23 protein-coding genes and 2 pseudogenes are annotated in these 23,437 nt (G+C 39.5%); 12 read left to right on the top strand and 13 right to left on the bottom strand.

From position 1 onward, the window contains the following. Positions 1-11 precede the first annotated feature (11 nt). Positions 12-2,012 (top strand): urocanate hydratase, encoded by a 2,001-nt coding sequence (locus tag ABJF57_RS05670; protein WP_462233251.1) that lies wholly within the window; start codon positions 12-14, stop codon positions 2,010-2,012. On the opposite strand, the gene ABJF57_RS05665 is transcribed toward ABJF57_RS05670, so the two are convergent. The 3 genes from ABJF57_RS05665 to ABJF57_RS05655 form a co-directional block, all read right to left on the bottom strand. Next, a complete protein-coding gene (locus tag ABJF57_RS05665) occupies positions 2,009-2,590 on the bottom strand; it encodes an EF-hand domain-containing protein (RefSeq protein ID WP_462233249.1) in 582 nt (193 codons plus the stop codon). The genes ABJF57_RS05670 and ABJF57_RS05665 overlap by 4 nt on opposite strands. Positions 2,591-2,817: 227 nt before the next feature. Continuing rightward, positions 2,818-3,381 carry a carbonic anhydrase gene (locus ABJF57_RS05660; RefSeq protein WP_462233247.1) on the bottom strand — a complete coding sequence of 188 codons (564 nt, stop codon included), beginning with the start codon at positions 3,379-3,381 and terminating at the stop codon, positions 2,818-2,820. A gap of 398 nt (positions 3,382-3,779) precedes the next feature. Then, complete coding sequence (locus ABJF57_RS05655; RefSeq protein WP_462233245.1) at positions 3,780-4,151, bottom strand: rhodanese-like domain-containing protein; 372 nt, start codon at positions 4,149-4,151, stop codon at positions 3,780-3,782. A 155-nt stretch (positions 4,152-4,306) separates the two neighbouring features. On the opposite strand from ABJF57_RS05655, the gene ABJF57_RS05650 reads away from it, so the two are divergent. Beyond that, positions 4,307-4,846, top strand: a complete 540-nt coding sequence (locus ABJF57_RS05650; protein WP_462233243.1) for a hypothetical protein — start codon at positions 4,307-4,309, stop codon at positions 4,844-4,846. On the opposite strand, the gene msrA is transcribed toward ABJF57_RS05650, so the two are convergent. Then, on the bottom strand, positions 4,843-5,370 hold the full coding sequence (gene msrA, locus ABJF57_RS05645) for a peptide-methionine (S)-S-oxide reductase MsrA (RefSeq protein WP_462233242.1): 528 nt from the start codon (positions 5,368-5,370) through the stop codon (positions 4,843-4,845). The genes ABJF57_RS05650 and msrA overlap by 4 nt on opposite strands. Before the next feature lie 103 nt (positions 5,371-5,473). On the opposite strand from msrA, the gene ABJF57_RS05640 reads away from it, so the two are divergent. After that, positions 5,474-6,694, top strand: a complete 1,221-nt coding sequence (locus tag ABJF57_RS05640) for a cation:proton antiporter domain-containing protein (protein WP_462233240.1) — start codon at positions 5,474-5,476, stop codon at positions 6,692-6,694. A gap of 29 nt (positions 6,695-6,723) precedes the next feature. Further along, positions 6,724-7,182 (top strand): SRPBCC family protein, encoded by a 459-nt coding sequence (locus tag ABJF57_RS05635; RefSeq protein WP_462233238.1) that lies wholly within the window; start codon positions 6,724-6,726, stop codon positions 7,180-7,182. A gap of 2 nt (positions 7,183-7,184) precedes the next feature. On the opposite strand, the gene ABJF57_RS05630 is transcribed toward ABJF57_RS05635, so the two are convergent. From ABJF57_RS05630 to ABJF57_RS05610, 5 genes and pseudogenes are all read right to left on the bottom strand, one after another. Further along, complete coding sequence (locus ABJF57_RS05630; protein ID WP_462233237.1) at positions 7,185-7,898, bottom strand: hypothetical protein; 714 nt, start codon at positions 7,896-7,898, stop codon at positions 7,185-7,187. Between the two features lie 68 nt (positions 7,899-7,966). Continuing rightward, positions 7,967-8,704, bottom strand: a complete 738-nt coding sequence (locus ABJF57_RS05625) for an HD domain-containing protein (RefSeq protein WP_462234844.1) — start codon at positions 8,702-8,704, stop codon at positions 7,967-7,969. Next, positions 8,699-8,902 (bottom strand): annotated as a pseudogene (locus ABJF57_RS05620) (tRNA nucleotidyltransferase); the annotation flags it as partial. The pseudogene ABJF57_RS05620 and the gene ABJF57_RS05625, both read right to left, overlap by 6 nt. A 60-nt stretch (positions 8,903-8,962) precedes the next feature. After that, positions 8,963-9,418 (bottom strand): annotated as a pseudogene (locus ABJF57_RS05615) (tRNA nucleotidyltransferase); the annotation flags it as partial. Positions 9,419-9,438: 20 nt separating this feature from the next. Then, the gene (locus ABJF57_RS05610; RefSeq protein ID WP_462233235.1) at positions 9,439-10,083 is read right to left on the bottom strand and encodes a TetR/AcrR family transcriptional regulator; all 645 of its coding nucleotides are present in this window, start codon (positions 10,081-10,083) and stop codon (positions 9,439-9,441) included. Positions 10,084-10,176: 93 nt separating this feature from the next. Here ABJF57_RS05610 and ligA point away from each other — a divergent pair, with 93 nt between their 5' ends. From ligA to ABJF57_RS05590, 4 genes are all read left to right on the top strand, one after another. Next, positions 10,177-12,258: an NAD-dependent DNA ligase LigA gene (gene ligA, locus ABJF57_RS05605; protein WP_462233233.1), complete on the top strand. Its 2,082-nt coding sequence runs from the start codon at positions 10,177-10,179 to the stop codon at positions 12,256-12,258. Continuing rightward, positions 12,251-12,733 carry a DUF6913 domain-containing protein gene (locus tag ABJF57_RS05600; protein ID WP_462233232.1) on the top strand — a complete coding sequence of 161 codons (483 nt, stop codon included), beginning with the start codon at positions 12,251-12,253 and terminating at the stop codon, positions 12,731-12,733. Before ligA ends, ABJF57_RS05600 begins: the two co-directional genes overlap by 8 nt. 86 nt (positions 12,734-12,819) lie before the next feature. Further along, positions 12,820-13,701, top strand: a complete 882-nt coding sequence (gene dapA, locus ABJF57_RS05595; protein ID WP_462233230.1) for a 4-hydroxy-tetrahydrodipicolinate synthase — start codon at positions 12,820-12,822, stop codon at positions 13,699-13,701. A gap of 108 nt (positions 13,702-13,809) precedes the next feature. Continuing rightward, positions 13,810-15,039: a carboxypeptidase-like regulatory domain-containing protein gene (locus ABJF57_RS05590; protein WP_462233228.1), complete on the top strand. Its 1,230-nt coding sequence runs from the start codon at positions 13,810-13,812 to the stop codon at positions 15,037-15,039. 53 nt (positions 15,040-15,092) lie between these two features. Here the strand turns inward: ABJF57_RS05590 and ABJF57_RS05585 are convergent, their stop codons facing one another. Together ABJF57_RS05585 and ABJF57_RS05580 are read right to left on the bottom strand one after the other, a co-directional pair. After that, a complete protein-coding gene (locus ABJF57_RS05585) occupies positions 15,093-15,269 on the bottom strand; it encodes a histone H1 (protein ID WP_350218310.1) in 177 nt (58 codons plus the stop codon). 91 nt (positions 15,270-15,360) lie between these two features. Beyond that, positions 15,361-16,623, bottom strand: a complete 1,263-nt coding sequence (locus ABJF57_RS05580; protein ID WP_462233225.1) for an aminotransferase class I/II-fold pyridoxal phosphate-dependent enzyme — start codon at positions 16,621-16,623, stop codon at positions 15,361-15,363. A gap of 100 nt (positions 16,624-16,723) precedes the next feature. Between ABJF57_RS05580 and accC the strand changes: the two genes are divergently transcribed. From accC to ABJF57_RS05560, 4 genes are read left to right on the top strand one after another with little or no spacing between them, the layout of a single operon-like run. Beyond that, positions 16,724-18,214, top strand: a complete 1,491-nt coding sequence (accC, locus tag ABJF57_RS05575) for an acetyl-CoA carboxylase biotin carboxylase subunit (RefSeq protein ID WP_462233224.1) — start codon at positions 16,724-16,726, stop codon at positions 18,212-18,214. Continuing rightward, positions 18,215-19,519 carry a DUF1015 domain-containing protein gene (locus ABJF57_RS05570; protein ID WP_462233222.1) on the top strand — a complete coding sequence of 435 codons (1,305 nt, stop codon included), beginning with the start codon at positions 18,215-18,217 and terminating at the stop codon, positions 19,517-19,519. Continuing rightward, positions 19,503-20,072, top strand: a complete 570-nt coding sequence (locus ABJF57_RS05565; protein WP_462233220.1) for a Maf family nucleotide pyrophosphatase — start codon at positions 19,503-19,505, stop codon at positions 20,070-20,072. Before ABJF57_RS05570 ends, ABJF57_RS05565 begins: the two co-directional genes overlap by 17 nt. After that, complete coding sequence (locus ABJF57_RS05560; RefSeq protein ID WP_462233218.1) at positions 20,073-20,435, top strand: DUF5615 family PIN-like protein; 363 nt, start codon at positions 20,073-20,075, stop codon at positions 20,433-20,435. Between the two features lie 6 nt (positions 20,436-20,441). Here the strand turns inward: ABJF57_RS05560 and ABJF57_RS05555 are convergent, their stop codons facing one another. Both ABJF57_RS05555 and ABJF57_RS05550 read right to left on the bottom strand, forming a co-directional pair. Continuing rightward, positions 20,442-23,075, bottom strand: a complete 2,634-nt coding sequence (locus ABJF57_RS05555; RefSeq protein WP_462233216.1) for an ABC transporter permease — start codon at positions 23,073-23,075, stop codon at positions 20,442-20,444. A 14-nt stretch (positions 23,076-23,089) separates the two neighbouring features. Further along, positions 23,090-23,428 (bottom strand): PadR family transcriptional regulator, encoded by a 339-nt coding sequence (locus ABJF57_RS05550; protein WP_462233214.1) that lies wholly within the window; start codon positions 23,426-23,428, stop codon positions 23,090-23,092. Positions 23,429-23,437: the final 9 nt, after the last annotated feature.

Here is a 23,437-nt window from a genome sequence, read left to right as displayed (position 1 = left end):
TCTAGAATAGAATGACATTCACCGAACAGATTCTTCAGGGAATACCAGAAAAGCTACCTACGAAAAAACAATTGGCTGAAGGAGTCAATCGCGCCCCAAAACGAAAAGATATTCTTTCCAAAGAAGAAAAAAGGCTAGCGATAAGAAATGCTTTAAGGTATTTTCCAGCTGAATGGCATACTGAATTGGCTCAAGAATTCTGGCAAGAGCTCAATGACTTTGGTAGGATTTATATGTATCGGTTTATGCCTGACTACCAGATGCATGCCAGGCCAATTGATGCATATCCTGCCAAATCCCAACAAGCGGCTTCCATCATGTTGATGATTCAGAATAACCTGGATCCCGCCGTGGCACAACATCCGGAAGAGTTGATTACCTATGGAGGCAATGGTACGGTCTTTCAAAATTGGGCACAATACGCCCTTACTATACAGTACCTCGCGAATATGACGGATGTGCAAACTTTGCATATCTATTCGGGTCATCCGATGGGCCTCTTCCCTTCTCACAAAGACGCGCCACGAGTGGTGGTTACCAATGGGATGATGATTCCCAACTATTCTCAACCGGATGATTGGGAAAAGTTTAATGCATTGGGGGTAACACAATATGGCCAAATGACGGCTGGTTCCTATATGTACATTGGCCCTCAGGGAATTGTTCATGGCACCACGATCACGGTAATGAACGCATTCAGAAAGAAATTAAAACCAAATGAAGCGCCTGCCGGTAAAATCTTCTTAACAGCAGGACTTGGTGGAATGAGCGGAGCTCAACCCAAGGCAGGCAACATCGCTGGATGCATAACTGTGTGTGCTGAAGTCAATCCCAATGCAGCACATAAGCGACATGAACAAGGTTGGGTAGATGAGATTATTGCTGATATTAATGAATTGGTTGATCGCGTAAAGTCAGCAAAAGAAAACCTTGAGGTAGTCTCGATTGCCTATGTTGGAAATGTTGTAGAGGTGTGGGAAGAGTTTTATAGTCAAAACATTCTGGTGGAATTGGGCTCAGATCAAACCTCATTACACAACCCATGGTCTGGTGGCTACTACCCTGTCGGACTAAGTTTTGATGAAGCCAATAAAATGATTGGCAAAAATCCAGATGAATTTAAGGAGAAGGTGCAAGAAACATTACGTCGACATGCTGCCGCAGTAAACAAACATGCGGAACGGGGAACATACTTCTTTGATTATGGAAATGCTTTCCTGCTCGAAGCATCCAGAGCCGGTGCAGCTGTCATGGCTCCAAACGGGAATGAATTTAAGTATCCATCGTATGTACAGGATATTTTAGGCCCGATGTGCTTTGATTATGGGTTTGGTCCATTCAGATGGGTTTGTACTTCGGGCGATCCCAAAGATTTAAAAGAATCAGATCAATTGGCCTTGCGCGTAATGAATGAGATCAAAGAGCAATCCCCACCTGAAATACAGCAGCAAATGCAGGACAACATTCGTTGGATTGAGGAAGCAGACAAGAACCGATTAGTGGTTGGTTCTCAAGCGCGTATTTTGTATGCGGATGCCGAAGGCAGAGCTAAAATTGCTGAGGCTTTCAATCAGGCAATCAAAACAGGTATTATTAGTGCTCCTATTGTTCTAGGAAGAGATCACCATGATGTAAGTGGCACGGACTCTCCTTATCGAGAGACAAGCAATATCTACGATGGAAGTAGATATACGGCAGATATGGCTATACAAAATGTAATTGGAGACAGTTTCAGAGGAGCAACATGGGTATCCATTCACAACGGAGGCGGCGTTGGTTGGGGTGAAGTAATCAATGGAGGTTTTGGAATGCTTTTGGATGGTTCCGACGAGGCTGATAGAAAACTGAAGGCTATGCTATTTTATGATGTAAATAATGGAATCGCCAGAAGAAGCTGGGCACGCAATAAAGAAGCATTGTTTGCAATTAAGCGTGAAATGGCGCGTACACCTGAATTGAAAGTTACGATAGCTAATCTTGTGGATGATTCGATTCTAAATGGATTGAATTAGATATCCATCACATGAGGTTCTGAATCCCAGTTGCCGAAAATCCAATTGCCATGAAGCGTGGTGTCTCCGGACGCAAAAAACTCTTCTACAGCAGTCATTAGATCATATCTCGAAAGTCGATAACTCTGGGTTTTATCTAATAGACTGAAGGCTTTGTCACTGTAGTCTCTATCAATTCCGAAAATATCATAGAAATCTTCGTATTCATTTTTAGAGATAAATCCATCTCTATTTTGATCAAAGAAGTCAAACATGAAATTGAAAATCAATTCCTTGTAATCATCCAATGTGTCTTCATCTCCAGACAGCACAACCTCTTTTAAGAAAAAATCAACCCATTCCTCTTCAGTTACCTGATTGAATGTAAATGGCTTTATGTCTTTAACCAATGAGTTAAAGAGCTTGACTGCTTTACCCGTAATACGCTTATGTTCCTTGCTATTTGGCTCATAATCCAAGCGTATGCGAACTTTCTCTACCATTTCAGTAAAGTCATCCATTTGAAGGCAGCCATTGCTGTTCAAGTCTAAAATCCTGAAAAAATAACCTAATTTTTTACGTTGAAATTCTGCAGACATATATTGGGTGATTTGGAGACAAAAGTAGGAAAGTTAAGGTTAAAATGTAAAGCTGACTATTTCAGCTGTCACCCTAACAAAAAAGGCGTATGCTCTACGTTTTCTTAACTTATATGTGTCTAACAAGTCTTGTAGATTTTCTGCAAGACTTGCTGGACATATTACTTTGTTCAGTAGAAATCTATCATGTCAGTAAAGCTCTAATGGCAAGCCATAGTTGTATCTTCTTAAAGAAAGTCTACTTTTCCACCGTTCAAATTGTAAAAAGCGGTAGTAATCTTAAGTTTTCCTGCATCTACTGCCCCTTTGAGAATTGCGGATCTATCATAAAGGTCTTTGGCTGAAAGCTCTGCATTCTTTTTCACAACCACGTTTACATCACTACTTCCAGCCTGGGCTTTGGCAGGTTCTATCTGAGCCAATAAATGATTTAAATTATATCCATTGTCTCCTCCAGCCAGGGCAGCACCTACTGCTCCGCAACTTTCATGACCCATTACCACGATTACTTCAGTAGCTAAGTGAGCGACAGCATATTCAATACTAGCTATTGTATCCGTGTTGGCGATATTTCCAGCTACTCGCAGTACGAAAAGTTCTCCTAGGCCCGTATCAAAAGCAAGTTCAGGTACAACCCTGCTATCTGCACAACTAAGAACGATTGCCCATGGAGACTGCCCACCAACAAGTTCTGATCTACGATCACCGTCCTGGAGTTTACCACTTAATTTATTCGATACGTATCGCTCGTTACCTTCCCTTAGTCTTTCTATTACTTGATCTTGATTCATATGCATATATTGTTAATTGACCGCTAATGTAAATCATATAACTATTTCAATAAAATTCGTTCTATTTGTTCAGGGTTCATCACTAATTATTAATCTTCTCATAATAAAAAATGTTGGATCCGAACCGTTCCTATCAACGGAGCGGTTCTTTTTATTTTAATTTTTGCTCCCATTGAAAGACTCTTCTTTCGCTTTTAATCCGATTCACAATCTCACTATTGCTTAATAAAGCGCTTTTTTCGCCTTTGGAAGTAAAATGCCAATTTCCGCAATTGTCGCAGCGGTATACATTGATCGGTCCTTGATTGCCTGAAAACTCATTTCTAATATGATATTGAATCAACGCCTCTTCAGCAAGCTGTTGATCCTCATATATCCTTTTGCCGGTAATGCATGAATTATTCAATTTTCATCCCTTTAGAACTCCAATCTGAAAAACCGCCTGCATAATCATAAATCGTCGTAAATCCTTCTTCCTGAAGCATTTTAGACGCCTTTCCGCTCCTACCTCCACTTGCACAATGAATGACAATTGGCTTATCGCGATCGAATTTCTTCATTTGATCCAAAAAATCCGAACTAAAGAAATCGACTAAAACCACTCCTGGAATGTGTCCCTGATCGTACTCTTTCTTTGTGCGGATATCGATCACCGTTACGCCATCATTTTGCAATTCAACCAGCCTTTTTGCGGATATTGACTCTACTGCTTTTTGCTGCGCTGAGCTGCATCCGATAAGGATACTGAGAAAATATATTGATCGAAACATCGTATTAATAGTATATAATGTAAAACTATGAGTCAAAAATCAGGTTTTATACGTAGAAGAAGAAAAATATGAATTCTTAAATTAGCAAATATGCATTTCGTCCCTTTTTTTGGTTCGGAATTTGTGTCCACCAGATATTACTTTAGAATAGAGTTATGAGAAGCATCTTCTTAGTGGCCTTCATTGGTACGACTTTAAACTTGTTTTCACAAGAACAGGAACAAGAGCGTCTAGATGAAAAAATTGATCAAATCACATATGATTGGGATTTAGAAGCCGATAAATTATCCTCTTATGAAGGTTTGCAAGAGCTATGCACAGATGAGGAATACAGAGCTAAAATTCTAGGGCTATTGGATGACATTCACCACTACGATACAGTTCTATACACCGTCCTTATAAATCTTTCTAAGAAAAGCGATGATAAGGAAGTAAAAAAGACACTTAAGGACATTAAAAAATTCGAAGAAGAATATGACTCTAAGAGCTTTATTCACTTCATGAATGAAGAATGTAAAGCCATGAGGGAAATCGAAAAAGATTCTGAGAACACGGCAAACGACGTTGGCATTAATTCGTACTCAGGACAAGTATATATACTTGAGACTGAGCTATTTAAATATGTAAAGCATGTTACTGCAAGAGTAGATAAAATTCGCCTGCATGTTCATCACCTAAGCAAGCATTACAACTAGCTTAGCTTATCCGCGAATACCTTCTCAAGCTTTTTTACTTTGGGAGCCACTACAAAAGCGCAATAAGGCTGGTTACTGTTTTGGTTGTAGTAATCATGGTGAGCCGCTTCCGCCTCATAAAATACATCTAAGGGGCTTATTTCAGTCACAATTGGATCATCCCAAATGTTGGAGTCATTGAGCGTCTTCTTATAGCTTTCTGCAAGAGTCTTTTGATTTTCGTTGTGATAGAATACGACGGACCTGTATTGCGATCCTACATCATTGCCCTGGCGGTTCAGAGTAGTTGGATCATGCGTTTTCCAAAACACCTCCAACAGCTCATCATACGTAATTGTATCAGGATCAAAATCTAATTGAATTACTTCAGCATGCCCCGTTTGCCCACTGCACACCTCCTGGTATGATGTGTTTTTAATTGCTCCACCCATATATCCGGATTTTACGTTTGACACCCCCCTCAGGCGTTGAAACATTGCTTCAGTACACCAGAAACAACCAGATCCAAAAGTAGCTCTTTCCATTTATCAATTATTTAAGTTGTCAAATCTAACTTCTTAGTCATTCATTTAGTTCCTGTGTGATAGACTTAATTTGAATTGTTAATTTAGTCGCCTAATCATAGCTATGGAGTACTACATCATCATTGCAGCTTCGCTGATCATTATCCTTTCTTATCTATTTAACAGGGTTTCCGAAAAGTCAAATATTCCGTCGGTATTACTACTTATCCTTTTGGGAATTGTAGGAAGGGAATTAGTAGGGGTTTTTGGAATCGATAAAGAACGCATTCTTGAAATTTTTTCGCGAATAAAAATACTCGAAGTTCTTGGAACGCTAGGACTAATACTGATTGTGCTAGAAGCAGCTTTAGAATTAAAAATAGCTAAGGAGAAGTTTAAACTCATCACAAAGTCTTTCGTGATTGCATTGATTGGACTACTAGTCTGCATGTTTGCAATAGCAGGTGTCTTGATTTTGTCATTCAAAGAAATGGATTGGACTACTGCATTGATTTATGCTACTCCACTTTCCATTCTGAGTAGCGCAATAGTTATTCCTTCTGTAGTTAACCTTAATGAATATGATGAGGAATTTCACATCTACGAAAGTACCTTTTCAGATATACTAGGAATCATGGTTTTTTACTTTCTTGTCGAATTGGGACAGCCAACAAGTAACATCATGGTTTTAGGTGATTTTACTTTTGGGCTAGTCATTACCATCCTTCTATCAATTATTCTTTCTTATGTATTAATCTACGTATTTCAAAACCTGGAAACGAAGGTCAAGCTATTCTTAATGATTGGTGTCTTATTTCTTCTTTTCAGCATAGGAAAGCTCATGCACCTATCCTCTTTGCTGATAATTCTTGTTTTTGGGTTGATTCTAAACAATTACAAATTGTTCTTTGTGGGACGATTAAAAAGGTATTTAAAACCAATGGCCATCGAGAATATCAAAGAAACCTTTTTGATGATTACGATAGAATCCGCCTTTGTTGTTAGGACATTCTTCTTTGTTATTTTCGGTTTTTCAATAGCCCTGGCAACTTTGATTGACCTGAAAGTGGCTATTGTAAGTGCGGTGGTTTTGATAATTATTTATGCAAGTCGATTCTTATCTTTCCTTCCTTACAAGCATGATAATCTAAGACGAGCCATAGCAATTGCGCCGAGAGGACTTATCACTTTACTTTTATTTTATTCGATACCCGAAGAGTTTTACTTCGAGGATTTTAAATCCGGTATCTTACTGTTTGTTATAATTGTAACCAGCCTGGTCATGACTTCTGGATTAATGAAGAAGGATGAAAAAGAAGAAGTAGAAATTTCCGAAGTTGAATAACTTAGCTCCTCACACCTAAGACTTTAAGCATGAAAAAATTAAATGCGCTCGCTCAGAAGGGAAAAATCAATGAAAACGCAGGTATTCGCGACTCTCATTCAATTATAATCAATGCGGATATTGATAAGGTATGGGATGTATTGGTTGATATGGAGAATTGGCCAGAGTGGAACCCTGATGTAAAAAAAGTGACTGTAGAGGGCGCTGTAGAAGAAGGAGCAAATTTCAAGTGGGTTCAAGGACGAACACATGGTCAATCTCAGATACAGTGTGTACAAAAACCGTCCACCCTATCCTGGACTAGCAAAGCCAAGTTGGTCAAAAGAATATATGTCTGGTCTTTGGAATCTGATGAGAATCAAACCATCGCAACTGTGAGTGCTTCTTTTCAAGGGACACTCGTGGTACTAGCGGAAAACCACCAAAAGGTGTATGACGAACTCTTAAACTGGCTCGAACGACTAAAAAATATAACAGAGGAGAGCTAATTCTACTCTCCTGCCTTCGGTGTTGTAAGCTCCCTGAGTTGTTGCTGGACAATCTGAAATCCAGGGTGAATTTCTAAGGTTTCCAGGTACTTCGCTTTAGCTCCTTCCACATCACCTTTCTCTTGTAGAATCATTGCTTTCACCCGACTTGCGGCTGCTTTTAGTGATACTTCCTGTCCTGCACCATCAGTGGTGGGGAAACGAATGGTTTGTACTTCTGACTGAGGATCGCCCATGATGATATCAAGCGAGGCATTAGATTCTGCGAATCTAGTTAGCTCCATTTGCAAAAAAGAAATCTTGTAAAGCATGTTAATGCCTCCATTTGCGAGATATAGTTTTTCATAATACATCAAGGATTTGTCCTTGACTCCTATTTGATCAAAACCTGTTGCTGCTATTTCAAGCGCAAACTGGTCATTCGGGTTAATTTTTAGCGCTTGCTGTGCCACTAGTGCTGCTGAAACACTTTGATTATACTGTAAATAGGAAATTGCTAATGAATCATACAAAGCAACATTTGAAGGATTCTCAGCTAAAAGATTGTATAAAGCCATCCGTGCTATGATCGGATCATTGAAAAGTGTTGCAGAGTTGAAAATAAACGCTTGCTTCCTAATTTCCCATGGGATTGAATCGCCGGCTAGCACCTCTTGACTTTGTGCATTAGCAAAACCTATGGACAGAATTGAGATTATAAAGAATACTTTTTTCATGTGTCTATTTATTTCAATGACTATATATCAACGTCAAGGCTGATCTTTTTAACAGCGTGCAAACATAGCTATTTGTCCTTTGAGGTGGAAATGTATTTTGCACTTGGCTTTAGTCCACGCTTCTCTCCAATCTTCCACATCAATTTTAATGCCTCATTTTCATCATTTTTGATTCTACCATCCAGAATAGCTTCTTTTATTTCATGCTTGATATCTCCGATAATTTTAGATGGGGTGATATCGAAGGCTTCAATTATTTGCTCACCTGACACTGGTGGGTGAAAGTTCATCACATGGTCTCTTTGCTCTACTTCCTTAATTTTATGTTCAACCTTCTTAAAGTTTGCCTGATACTTTTTGACGCGTTCTGGATTTTTTGAGGTAACATCAGCATTGCACAGAGTCAATAAATCTCTGATATCCTTCCCCGCATCAAAGATGAGACGTCTGATAGCGGAGTCCGTTACCTTGTCATTCACAAGGGCAATCGGGCGAAGATGCAATCGAACCAACTTTTGCACATACTTCATCCTATCATCCATCGGAAGTTTAAATTTCTTAAATATTCCAGGAACCCATTTAGCGCCCAGATCTTCATGTCCATGAAAGGTCCAGCCTACCTTATCATTAAAACGCTGAGTAGCAGGCTTGGCTATGTCATGAAGGATCGCTGCCCAGCGCAACCATAGGTTATCCGTCATCAAGCAAATATTGTCTAGCACCTGTAGCGTATGGTAGAAATTGTCCTTATGCCCCTGCCCATTTACTTTTTTGACTCCTTGTAAATCGGTCATCTGGGAAAATATGAGCTTTAAAAGTCCGCTATGAAACAACAATTGAAAGCCATAAGATGGCTTGTCAGTCATGATTACTTTGTTGAGTTCTTCGGTGATTCTCTCTTGAGAAATGATGGAAATTCGTTCAGAGTGATCGACAATTCCTTGAAACGTATCAGGCTCAATATCAAAGTGAAGTTGTGTGGCGAATCGAATGGCTCGGAGCATACGAAGCGGGTCATCACTGAATGTTATTCCGGGACTCATCGGCGTTTTAACAATCATGTCGCGTAAATCCTTCATTCCATTGAAAGGATCTATTAAAGCACCAAAATCAGCTTTGTTAAGGCTAATTGCCATCGCATTTATGGTGAAATCACGCCTGTTCTGATCATCTTCCAGTGAGCCATCTTCCACTATTGGATTTCTCGAGTCTTTTCGATAGGACTCTTTGCGTGCTCCTACAAACTCATATTCAAAACCCTCATGATGTATAGCAGCGGTACCAAAATTTTTGAATGTGGATAGTTTTGCGTCATCACCTAGCAACTTTGCCACCTCTTTTGCTAGTCCAATTCCACTTCCTACGCACACGAAATCAATATCTTTCGATGACCTTTTAAGGAGCAAATCACGCACATACCCACCTACTACATAAGAATCCACACCAATATTTCTTGAAGCAGCAGAAACCACAGAAAATATTGTTTTGGATTGAAGATGAGCTAGGAATTGATCATGCATGTAGCAAAGATAAGTTTCAATCAGCCATATGTTTTTGTCAAATGCGGGAGATTATCAAAAAGCTCATCAAATTGAGTAGTCCCATCTCTTGACAGAAGTCCTCTAAAGAAACTTCGGAGTTGTTTTGAGAGAAATACATGAAATTCCTTTTCAAGTTTGATGGTCGGATAATCAGCAGGCTTTCCGAATAAAAATGAACATAACGCCTCCTTGTACATAACTAATGCTACCATCGGTTCTACTCGATCATCAATCATTTTCTCGGTATATCCTTGTTGGATCAATACGGAGAAACGATCAAGCAACGCACTATTGATATGATCCGATAAAATTTTGGACAACATACTCTTGTCATTGCACAAATCTCGAAGCACGTGAATGCTAATGTGCCTAACATGCTCATGAAACATCTCCAGGTAATTGATCAGCTTAACAATAAAACATTGATTTGAAGAGATAATCTTTTCAGACATATTCACAATTGCTTCTAGCTTATCTCGTCCTACCTCAATAAACAACTCTTCTTTATGTTTAAACTGAAAGTAGATTGTCTTCTTACTCATTTTCAATGAGCTTGCGATATCATTGATGGTTGTCTCCTGATATCCTTTTGTGGAAAAATGAGCAAATGCAGAAGCAAGTATACGTTCGCGTTTATCTAACAAATCTGTTTATTTGCTGCCAAAAATAGCTGGTCTAAAGACTTGCGCAAGAAAAAATGCTAATGATTCTGATCGAATGAAATAGATTTGTTTTCAATGGATAATAAGCAAGCCAAAAGGCGGATAGAATCACTTACAGAAGAGCTAAATCACCACAATTACCTCTATTATCAAAAAAATCATTCAGAGATTTCGGACTATGAGTTTGATTCAAAGTTGAAAGAACTGGAAGGGTTAGAAGAAAAATTTCCTGAACTAAAACTCCCTCACTCACCAACAAGTCGCGTAGGCGGTGATATCACAAAAGATTTTGAAACTGTTCAGCATAAATATCCAATGCTGTCTCTTGGAAACACTTATTCGAAAGAAGAATTGATCGACTTTGATAGTCGAATAAAAAAAGGTTTAGGAACAGATAAATATGAATACATATGTGAATTGAAATTTGATGGTGTGGCGATCAGTCTTAAATATGAAAATGGAATTCTTGATCGTGGAATTACACGAGGTGACGGTACAAAAGGTGATGATATTACCGCAAATGTCAAGACGATTCGAACCATTCCGTTGAAAATTCAAGGGGAAAACTATCCACCCTCTTTCGAAGTAAGAGGAGAAGTCTTTATGCCTAAAGATCAGTTCATTGAGCTCAATAAAAGTGTTGTTGAAGAAAATAAGCAACGCGAAGCCGATGGAAAAACAGCGGCAACACTTTATGCAAATGCAAGAAATACCACCTCTGGGACGCTCAAAATGCAAGATTCAGCGGTGGTGGCCAACCGGAAGTTAGACTGCTATTTGTATTCCTACCTTGACGATCTGGATTCCTTCGAAACACATGAAGAAGCACTGCATTTTCTTGAAACTTCGGGTTTTAATGTATCTCAGACCTATAAAAAGCATAAAAGCATTGATGGGGTAATTGAGTACATAAACTATTGGGATCAAAAACGACATGAGCTCAGTGTTGAGACCGATGGTATTGTCATCAAGATCAATAGTATCGCACACCAATCAGAATTAGGTTTTACCGCTAAGAATCCGCGCTGGGCGATCTCTTATAAATTTAAGGCAGAATCCGCAGTTACAACACTAAATGGCATTGCCTATCAGGTAGGTAGAACAGGAGCTATTACACCTGTGGCTGAGCTCGAACCTGTTTTGATAGCTGGAACAACGGTTAAGCACGCTTCACTTCACAACGCCAATGAAATCGATCGCTTAGATGTTCGAATTGGCGACAGTGTAAATGTTGAAAAAGGAGGTGAAATAATCCCTAAAATTACTGGCGTAAATGTTGAAAGGCGATCTGATAATAATCAAAAAGTAGCGTATATCACGCATTGTCCTGAGTGCAATACAGCTCTCATTCGTCAAGAAGGTGAAGCCAAACATTACTGTCCCAATCAAGAAACGTGTCCTCCACAAGTTTTAGGAAGAATCGAGCATTTCATTAGCCGAAATGCTATGAATATTGAATCATTGGGTCCTCGAACCATCAATGGCTTTATCAGTAAAGGTCTAATAAAAAAAGCTTCGGATCTGTACAAACTTCAATTTGAGGATATCAATAACCTGCAATTTGAGGAAAGAGATGAGGTGACTGGTGAGATAAGTAAGCGCTCCATAAAAGAAAAATCTGCCCACAACATCATTGCTTCAATTGATAAATCAAAAGAAATCCCCTTCGAACGGGTCTTGTTTGGCTTAGGTATTCGTTACGTTGGAAAGACTGTAGCTGAGAAACTAGCTCAACATTTTGTCACAATTGATCGTCTAATTAGTGCGTCTTTTGAAGATATCATCGCTGTACATGAAATTGGTGATCGGATCGCGCAGAGTGTTGTTTCATTTTTTAATGACGAAGCGAATCTTCTGATGACAAATGAGCTAAAAGAAGCAGGGCTTTGCGTTGAAGTAAAGCAAAAAGAAGGAACAGATGACAAGCTGAAAGGACTCATATTTGTAGTTTCGGGTGTGTTTGAAGGATTTGGGAGAGACGAATTGAAAAATATCATTAAACAGCACGGAGGAAAGGTTGCCAGTGGCATTTCATCTAAAACCAACTATCTGGTGGCAGGAGAAAACATGGGGCCAGCAAAAAAAGAGAAGGCAGATTCGTTAGGAATTGCTATTTTGGACGAGTCATCATTTAGAGAACTTTTAGAAAATGATTAAAAACATTTTCCTTAACCATAAAGGCAAAGCAACCATTGCCGCAAGGGAACACTGTACCTACCTGGAAGCATCTTCTATTGGTATTTTGTATAATTCTGAGGAATTCAGTACGGAAGTCATAACCAAATTGGAGGAGCTACTCAAAAGCGATAAAAAAGATGTTGCCCGGATGGGATACACAGATAAACCATCTGAAGAAAAACTCATTTTCTCCAAGAAGGATATTTCTGGAACCGGAACAGTAAAAAAAGATAACCTCTCCTTTTTCATCAATCAAACCTTTGATTTTCTCATTTCACTCGACACCTCCGAAAACATCAACTACAAGTATGTGCTTGCGCTAAGTAAAGCCACTTGTAAGGTGGGGTTTGAAACCGAAAAGTATTATGATTTGTTACAGCTTTCATTGAAAATGGACGATAGTAAACCAAAAGCGGTGGCCAATATTGTTCGATACTTAAAAATGATCCAGTAGGCTTAAAGGCTTCACGTAATTAATCAACCAAATTTGTTTGAATTCATGGTGAACTGCGTTACACCAAGCGATATTTTTGTGAAATAATGATAGAAGAATTGAAAGGTACCGGTGTAGCACTAGCAACCCCCATGAATGAGGATTATTCAATTGACTTTGGTTCCCTAAGTAAACTGCTAGATCATATTCTTCTGGGCAATGCGGATTATATCGTTGTCCAAGGCACTACTGGAGAATCCCCAGTCTTTTCATGGTCTCAAAAACTAGCTATTCTGAGATATGTTTTGGAGCACCTTGCGGGTCGTAAACCGGTAGTTTTCGGTCTTGGAGGGAACAATACCTACGATTTGATCGAAAAGTCAAAAGACTTGAAAACGTTTGAGTTAGCTGCTATTCTGTCTGCAAGTCCATATTACAGTAAACCGTCTCAAGAAGGAATTTTAAGACATTATAGGATGCTAGCCGATGCTTACCCGCACCCCATCATTCTATACAATGTACCATCAAGAACAGCTTCTAATATGAGTGCTGCAACAACCGTAAAGCTCGGGGAACATTCAAACATTATTGCAATGAAGGAAGCTTCTGGAGATTTAGCTCAATGTAAAGAGATCTTAGAGAAAAGACCCAGCGGAATGATGATGCTATCCGGTGATGATGCGTTGGCGCACGATATCATTAAGATGGGTGGTGAAGGAGTGATATCCGTCATTGGAAATCTCATGCCTCAAGAGTTTACACGTATGGTCAATTCTACGATAGCCGGTGACATCACTGCCGGAAGTAAAATGAATGCTGATTTAAAAGTTGCATACGATATGCTCTCCGAGGAGGGCAATCCCACTTCGCTCAAAGCAGGTTTAGAAGTCATTGGCATTGGTCAAAGAACAGTTAAACCTCCTCTGTTTGATGCTACAGAGGGATTAGTAGAAAAGTGGAAGGCATACTTGGGTGATCGACTGTCATAAAACTTCATAATTAGTAAAGTCAAAAGCAACCATTTGTCCCCAAGGATCATTAATAGTGAAAGATTATCACCTATTGTGATTAATCTAAACTAATAAGTCAATAGATCCATGCGTAAAAAATCACTTCTAGTGATCATGCTTTTCAGCCTAATCACAACTGTCGCACAAGACAACAAACGTATTTCGGGAAAAGTCATAGACGAACAAACCGGTGACCCGCTGGCCTTTTCTCATGTAGGCATTTTCAATTCAAGCTATGGGACTGTTTCCAATATTGATGGGGATTTCACTTTGATAATACCATCCCAATACAGTGAAGATAAACTTTCCGCTTCCTATTTAGGATATGAGTTAAAGTCATACAAAGTAGCTTCAATAGATGCAGATAAAGACCTGATAATCAAGTTGAAATCTAAGGTTACCCAATTACCAGAGCTGGTCATTCGAGTGAAAGAAAAGTCAATTATTGAGGAAGCTATAGAAGCAATACCTAAAAATCATGATCAGAGTGAAATGAAGCTAAGGGCATTTTGGCGGGCATCAATATGGAACAAGTCAGACAACTATGTTCAGATGACTGAATATGCATTTGATATGTTTCGGCATGGAGATATTGGAGAGGAAGAGAATTCCATGAAAATACTGCGTGGGCGGGTTGCTCGGGACACTGCTTTTTTTGCAGATATAGGAGGCATGCAGATAGGTGTCACTCCCCCCTCTCTATTTGTAAGTTCACTCTTAAAAGAGCACCCGCTGCTGGATAAAAAAATACGTAAGAAGCACATTTATAAAATAACAGATGCCACCTCTTACAATGACAGGGCTGTATTTATTGTAAGTTTTAAGCCAAAAGAAAAAGCGAAGGGAAAGCTGTTTGAAGGTCAAATCTTACTGGATACTGAGTCATTGGCATTTGTGAAAATCTCCTACAGAAAGTTGATTAGTGAAGAAAATCCAGAAAAAGTATTTGATGGTCTAAGCATGGCTTCCATGGTTGTAGGCCTGGGAAAAAGCACCATGGATCAATTCGAGAACGAACTAAATTATCAATTGGTGAATGGGAAATGGTATTTAAGTCATGCCAAATATGACATCAATTGGACGATGCGACGAGCCAAACAAGGCATTATAAAGCCTGTAACATTCAACGCAGATTTTGTAGTCACTGACATTCTAAAGGAGGATATAGTCGTTCCTCCATCAGACGAATTAGCATCAAAAGGAATCTTAGAGCGGCAAGTCACTAAAAACACGAGTGAGTTCTGGGAGAAGTATAACTACCTAAAGGCAGATAATAACTTCGAGGAGTTGTTTCAGGAAATTTTGGATAGACAATAAAAAAGGGAGCAAGTGGGCTCCCTAATTTCTTTATCGGTTCGATTACTAATCGATTATCCTTTGTTCTTGATATCCTGAACTTCAAGTCTGATTTCCTGAGCAAGATTTTTCATATCCTGCATACCTTTTCTTACTCGAGTACCAGCGGCGTTGTTTTTCTTGTCATAGAATTTTTCGAAATCAGCTTCTAGTGATTCAACCATTGACTTTAGTTGTTCAAATCTTTTCATGTTATGAGGTAATTAAGGTTATCGATAAATTTTAAATTTAGGGGCAATATAGCCTAAAAAGCTAAATAACACAGTTTATCTGAAAGAAATATTAAGATTTTGCCAACATGGCACCTTCTACTCCTGCTTCTTTATAAACTCCGTTATCTAATTTTTCTTTTATTGCTTCAAATGCTTTCAATGTCTCTTCCACATCTTCCAGTGTATGCATGGCTGTCGGAATGATTCTTAAAATAACCATGCCCTTCGGAATTACAGGATAAACAATCATTGAGCAGAAAATATGGAAGTTTTCTCTAAGGTCGATGACCATGTTACAAGCTTCCAATACATCTCCATTCATCACTACAGGAGTTACCGGAGAATCTGTTGACCCAATGTTGAATCCACGTTCTTTGAATCCATTCTGAAGTGCATTTACAATTGTCCAAAGTTTCTCTCTTAACTCTGGCATTGTTCTTAGCATGTCTAATCTTTTCAATCCTCCTATTACAAGAGGCATTGGCAATGATTTAGCAAAAATTTGAGATCTTACTTTATATCTTAAGTGATCAATTATATCCTTCTGAGCTGCGATAAAAGCACCAATACTCGCCATCGACTTTGCGAAAGTGGAAAAATAGATATCTATCCCATCCTGACAATCATAATGCTCACCTGTTCCTGCACCAGTTTTTCCCATGGTACCAAATCCATGCGCATCATCTACGAGTAATCTGAAGTCGAATTTATCTTTCAGCGCTACGATTTTATCTAGTTTCCCAGTATTTCCGCTCATTCCAAATACACCTTCTGTGATCACTAGCACCCCTCCTCCTTGCTCATTTGCTAACTTTTCAGCTCTTTTCAGCTGCTTTTCACAGTTTTCAATGTCGTTGTGAGGAAATACAAACCTTTTGCCTAAGTGCATCCGCAACGCATCAATAATACATGCATGGCACTCTGCATCATATACAACCACATCCTTCCTGTCAACGAGTGCATCTATCACGGACATGATTCCTTGATAGCCATAGTTTAGAAGCATGCCTGCAGGCTTACTCACATATTCGGCTAGCTCCTGCTCTAACTGATCGTGATGATCTGAGTTTCCAGTCATCATACGGGCACCCATCGGGTATCCAAGTCCCCATTGCGCAGTAGCCTCGGTATCTGCTTTTCTGATGTCCGGATGATTGGCCAGTCCTAGATAATTGTTGAGGCTCCATGCCAATACTTCCTTCCCTTTAAACTTCATGCGAGGTTGAATCTCACCTTCCAGTTTTGGGAAGAAATAATAGTTTACATCTTGATCTAGAAAAGAGTATTGTCCTAAAGCTCCCTTATCACTGAGTAATTTCTCAAATAAATCCATTTACTTGTGTTCTCCTATTTTCAAACAAGATGCAAATTTAGCAGGAATACACATATAATGAATGTAGCCTTTTCAATAAACTTGCACCAACAATTAAATTATGTCTATAAAGAAAATATTAGTTGCCAATAGAGGTGAAATAGCAATTCGTGTAATGAGATCAGCCAAAGAGCTGGGAATCAAGACAGTAGCTGTGTATAGCGAGGCAGATAAACTGCTTCCGCATGCATCCTACGCAGATGAAGCAGTGAATATAGGACCTGCAGCTGCTTCTGAATCTTACTTGGTTCAGGATAAAATAATCGAAGCTTGCAAGCAAACAGGTGCAGATGCCATCCATCCTGGGTATGGTTTCTTATCAGAAAATGCCTCATTTGCTGAACGTGTAAAAAAAGAAGGACTCATTTTTATCGGACCTTCATCTGAAGCTATTCGAATCATGGGTGACAAGCTCACATCTAAGCAAACGGTTCAGAAATTCAATGTACCTCTTGTACCTGGAATGGATGAGCCGATTAATGATGTAGAAAAAGCCAAAGGTGTCGCTAAAAAAATTGGATACCCTGTGATGATAAAAGCAAGTGCTGGCGGAGGAGGAAAAGGGATGCGTATCGTAAATGATCCAAAAGATTTTGAAGAGCAAATGGATCGTGCAATGAGTGAGGCCCGAAACTCCTTTGGAAATGATGAGGTCTTCATCGAGAAGTTTATTTCTTCCCCAAAACACATAGAAGTCCAAATTTTAGGAGATCAACACGGCAATACGATTCACCTATTTGAGCGAGAGTGTAGTATTCAACGAAGACATCAAAAGGTGGTGGAAGAAGCACCATCTGCGCTACTCACTCCTGAACGTAGAAAACAGATTGGAGAAGCCGCAGTAAACGTAGCTAAATCGTGCAATTACTATGGCGCTGGTACAGTTGAGTTTATAGCAGATGAAAACATGGATTTCTATTTCCTGGAAATGAACACTCGACTTCAAGTTGAGCATCCTGTGACAGAACTCATTACCGGTGTTGATTTGGTAAAAGAGCAAATCTCCATTGCAAATGGAGAAGAATTAAGCATTAACCAAGACGACTTAACCATTACAGGTCATAGCTTAGAAGTGAGGGTGTATGCAGAAGACCCGGAAAACAATTTCCTGCCTGATACGGGGAAACTTTTGACTTATATACGACCTCAGGGAGCGGGAGTACGTGTTGATGATGGATATGAACAAGGACAGGAAGTATCGATTTTTTATGACCCCATGATAGCCAAGCTCATAACTTATGGAAAGGATCGCACGGAGGCCATTGCCCGAATGAGACGAGCAATTAGCGAGTATCAAATAACAGGAGTAAAAACCACACTCCCTTTTTGTGATTTCGTGCTTACACATGGTGAATTCATAGATGGTTCTTTCACAACGAAATTTGTAGAATCACACTACAATGCAGAATCCTTAAAAAAACAAGCTTCCGCTGACATCATTGAAGTAGCTGCAGTCATTGCCAATGAAATTATGACTAATACCTCCAAAACAATACCTTCTGCATCGAGCAATAGTCAGAAGAGTAGATGGAAAGATCGAATGAAAAACTAAATGGCAGAAATAAAGCCCCTACGTGCATGGAGATATAACTCCGCTCTGGACAAAAACATCGACGACTTAGTATCACCGCTATTTGATGTGGTTTCTGAAAGCCAACGAGAATTGTTGTATGCAGAAGAATTCAATAGCATACATCTATCGGTTCCAAAAGGGAGTGATTCCAATAGTAGTGCAGCTCAAAAACTTATGCAATGGAAAAGTGATGGGATAATCGCTCAAGATCAACTCCCATCTATCTATGTGTATTATCAGTATTTCACATTGCCCGGCTCAGCAAAGGAGCATATCAGAAAAGGCTTTATAGCTAACCTGCGTGTGTATGATTGGGATGAAAAAGTATTGTTGAGACACGAAAACACCATGCCTTTCTCTGTCAATGACAGAGTTTCCATTCTCGATCACACCCAATTGAACGTGAGCCCTACTCATGGTCTTTATACAGATACATCGCATGAAATTGAGCGATACCTTGATGATGCCATGATTCAACCGCTATACGAAACAGAAGATTATCAAGGAGTTCGGGATGTCTTTGGTGTAATACATGACGCCAAGGTAATTCGTCGAATAGTAGAAATTATCAAAGACAAACAAATCATTCTGGCTGATGGTCACCATCGATACGAAGGATCGTTGCTTTATCAAAAAGAAAGGGCTAAAAATAACCCAGATCATGACGGTAGTGAAGGATATAATTTTCACCTCATGTACTTCACCAATACAGAATCTGATGATTTGAGAATACTACCGACCCACCGTTTGGTGAAGGAGCTTGAAAATTTCTCCAAAGATGATCTTTTGGCCAAACTTGAAAAGTACTTCTTTATTAAGCCCATAGCTGAAGCCACAGATGTAAATGAAGTCATTCTTGGTAAACGATGGGCCTTTGGCTTACTCGTTGGAGATGAAGCCTACAAGATCAGACTCAAGCCAGAGATGATCCACGAAATTACTTGGGATTTTCCTCAGGCCATCAAAGAATTGGATTTGACGGTAATGCACTTTTATGTGTTTGAAAAATGCCTGGGAATACCCGGAAGAGATCAACGTGGAAGTACGAACTTGACCTTTGAAAGAAATTTCACTAAATGTTTGACTTCTGTTATTAACAAGGAGGCACAATGCGCGATAATCACCAAAGATATTTCAATAGATACAGTCAAAGAAGTTTGCTACAGCGGCTATACTTTGCCTCAAAAGAGCACCTATTTTTATCCAAAAGTTATTTGCGGATTTCTATTTGGATCCATAAAAGAGGATGAGTTTAATTCATTTTTTGATGAAGCATTTCAATAACCTTATACTGGCATCCAAGTCCCCACGAAGAAAACAGCTTCTTCTTGATGCGGGCTTTAAATTTGAAGTTAAGACCATCGCTTTTGATGAAATCTTTCCTGAAGACATGGATCCATTAAAAGTAGCGGAATACCTTGCCGTAGAAAAGAATAAAGCCCATCGAACTGCATTTGGCACAGGTACAATCATCACTTCTGATACTGTAGTGATTTTTAATGATCGCATCCTTGGCAAACCTAAAGACTTAAAAGAAGCTCAAAGCGTATTGAGGGTTCTGTCTGGTAAAATACATCAGGTGATTTCCGGCGTATGCATTAGCAATGAAGACAAACAGGTTTCTTTCTCCAACCTCACAGAAGTAAAATTCAGAGACTTAGCAGCAGATGAAATCAGCCATTACATTGAGTTAGCTCCACCCTTGGACAAAGCGGGGAGTTATGGAATTCAAGATTGGATTGGACTGATTGGAGTTGAATGGATCAAAGGGTCGTATTACAACGTGGTGGGCTTGCCAGTGGACGAAGTATATAAAACTCTCAAGGAAGAATTCTAATTGAAATTCCTCGTCGACGAAAACCTTTCCCCGGAATTAGCTGATCTATTCAGAAAATTAAGCCTGGATGCCTACCATGTCAATGAATTGAAAAGTAACAGTAGGCAGCGTGTGATCGACGATCAGCTCAGAAGACTTGCCATACGAAAGGGATATGTAATCGTCACCAAAGACGATGATTTCGTAAAAAGCTATGTAAGCAGAGAAGTGCCTGAAAAAATGATTTTTATCTACGGTTTGGATAAAAAGGAATTGCTACTTACCCGTATGCAGGAGGTAATCCCACAACTAGAGCCTTTGCTACGCATTCATAATTTCATAGAAGTGAATGAGAGCGAAGTAAGATTTCCATTCTCAAACTAGTACAGCTCACTCGTACCTTAATGTTTTTGCCGGATCGGTTTTAGCAGCATTAAGGCTTTGCGAAAGTATGGTTAATCCAGCCACCAGTAAAGAAGCGATTCCTGCAATTAAGAAGATGAATGGTGAAAGGTCAATTCTATAGGCAAAATCTTGCAACCAGCTATCAGACAAGAAGTACCCCACTGGCACAGAAATAACAAAGCTTACGACTACTAGCGCAAGGAACCCCTTCATGATGCCAAAGACTATTTCAGCTAACCTTGCCCCCAAAACTTTTCTGATTCCAATTTCTTTGAGTTTGGTTTTTACCGTGAATGTTGCCAATCCGAAAAGCCCCATACATGCAATGAAGATTGCCAGAAAAGCAAAAAACTGGATCATCATCCCTAGCTTTTCCTCTTTCTGATACTGAGCTTCGATTTGCTGGTCTAAAAAGGTGAATTCAAAAGGCCAACTGGGGGCCAATTCATTCCAGACTTGTTCCACTTCATCAATCGCCAATAAGAGTTCTTTTCTATCACCGACATTAAACTTAATGGATACATCTCCGAAATTACTGAGTGTGAACACACTGGGGCGTACAGGTTGATATAATGATTCGAAATTGGCATCTTTCATCACACCGATCACTTTTGTTTCGAAACGTGTTTTATTATCGGATCCTCCTACCCATGAAAACCTTTTACCGAGCGCTTCTGCATTGCTCCACCCAAATGTCTTCACCGCCGCTTCATTTAGCATAACTGCACTTGAAGAATCTGTAGGAAATTCGTTTGAAAAATTTCTTCCTGCAACAAGCTCTGTGTTGAACATATCCATAAAATCATGACTTATATGCTTAAATCCCAAACTCTTAGCTTCACTAATAGCCTCTCCTTCCACTCGAAAACTTTGCTGCCATCCGCTGGTTCCGGCAACATACCCAAGATTCAGTTGTGATATTCTGGGGTTATTGATAAGCTTAGACTTAAATAATTTGAATTCATCATCGATCTTCGATCCATGATCTAGTATGATAACCTGATCCTTATCAAAACCTAAATCCTTGCCTTTTATGTAATCCATTTGCATCTGAATTGCCAGGATTCCAATGATCAAGGTGTTTGAAACAATGAATTGAGTAATTACCAAAACCTTTCGAAGACTAAAATTTGATCGGCTATCTATCAGCTTGCCTTTGAGAACTTTTACCGGCTTCAATCTGCTGAGGTAAAAGGAAGGATAAAATCCGGCGAGTCCTCCAACGATTAGGGCTCCAAAAAAGATCAAGATCATTAAAATGGGAACCTGAATGTATGGAATGGATACATCCTGATCCAGGAATGAATTAAAAAGCGGAATGAGCAGTTCTAAAAGCAATAGACCAAGTGCTGTACTCAATAATGTTATTACCGTGGATTCGGTAATGAACTGACCTATCAAATGCTTACGGTGCGCTCCCATTACCTTTCTGAGCCCTATTTCCTTTGCTCGATTTACCGATTGTGCCGTTGTAAGGTTTACAAAATTGATGCACGCTATGAGCAGAATAAGTATAGCAACGGCTGCAAAAGCATATACTTGACTTATGCTCCCGTTTGAACTTATTTCCGAGATCATATTGGAGTACAAATGAATATCCGCCAGCTGCTGAGACTGATAGTTGAAATCCACACTTGGATTATCTACCCTACCGAATAAGTCTGTACCGTCTTCTAGCAGGCGAATGTCAAAATCATTTTTAAGAAAAGCGTCTTTTAGCAACACATAAGTCCATGAACCTGACCACCTCCAGTCTTCTTCAAGATCATATCCTTTATTGCTTCCATCACCTTTCCAGCGTTGACGTTGGAGCTCAACAGGGACCAGGAAATCAAAATCAAGGTGTGATCTAAATGACTTCTTAAAAATGCCCGTGACTTGCAGTTGATCACTGTTTTTATATAACAGGGATTTACCAATGGGATTTTCATCACCAAAGTATTTTTTTGCCATTGCTTGGGATAAGACGATACTATTCTTGGCGATTAAAGCGGTGGAAGGATCCCCTTGAGCCAAAGGGAAGTCGAATATCTCAAATACCTCCGGATCTGAAAAATAGATTTTCTCCTCTGTAAATGATTTATCATCATACTTAAGCGTAGAGGCGTCCATCCGATTGATATAGAACCTTGCAACCTTTTCTACTTCAGGATATTTTTCGAGCAAACGATGCTTCAATGGGAATGAAACCCGCGACACAGTGCTCGTCTCCCCTCTTGTTTCGTAGGAATAATTCAATCGTACAATTCGATCTGCATTCTTGTGAAATTTGTCATATGACAATTCTGTGACCACATAGCTGACCATCATCATGAAACTTGAAATACCTATGGCCATTCCAATGATGTTAATGGCTGCAATAGATTTTGTTTTTTTGATTGTTCGAATGGCAATCAACAGGTAGTTTCGGAGCATATCAATGGTGGTTAGTTTTGCGTATGTTTTTGATTTTCGTTTGAGTGCGAAAGGCTGGAAAAACATGATAACATTGAGTAGGTATAGCAGGTTTGCGCGGGTCTTTCCCAGGGAAAATACCCTTCGCCGATACAATTCAAGCAAGTCACCCTCAATAGCGTCAACCATATCTTTTCTACAATACCAGCGAAAAAAGCGTCTCATCCACTTAGGAGGATTCACAGCTTACCTCCTTCCCATACGATCTTAGGAACTGCTTCCCACATGGTATTTCTCAATTCACGAGAATGATTGAGTTCTTCTCGTCCTGTAGACGTAAGTTGGTATAGTTTCTTTGCTCGACCACCTCTCACTTCAGAGGCGACTCCCATGTAAGATCTAACATACCCTTTACCTTCAAGGCGAACGAGCGCCTTATGGACAGAACTAATGGTTACCTTCCTTTTAAGACGTGATTCGAGCTCGTCAGTGATTGATAAGCCGTATGCATTTTCATGGAGTATACCGACTGTAAGAAGTACAAGTTCTTCAAATTCTCCTATGTTTTTACCCTTCATTTTATATGT

The organism is Ekhidna sp., assembly GCF_039940915.1.
GTDB lineage: Bacteria > Bacteroidota > Bacteroidia > Cytophagales > Cyclobacteriaceae > Ekhidna.
The sequence above is the reverse complement of the archived record's forward strand: the minus strand, read 5'-3'. Positions and strand labels throughout refer to the sequence as shown.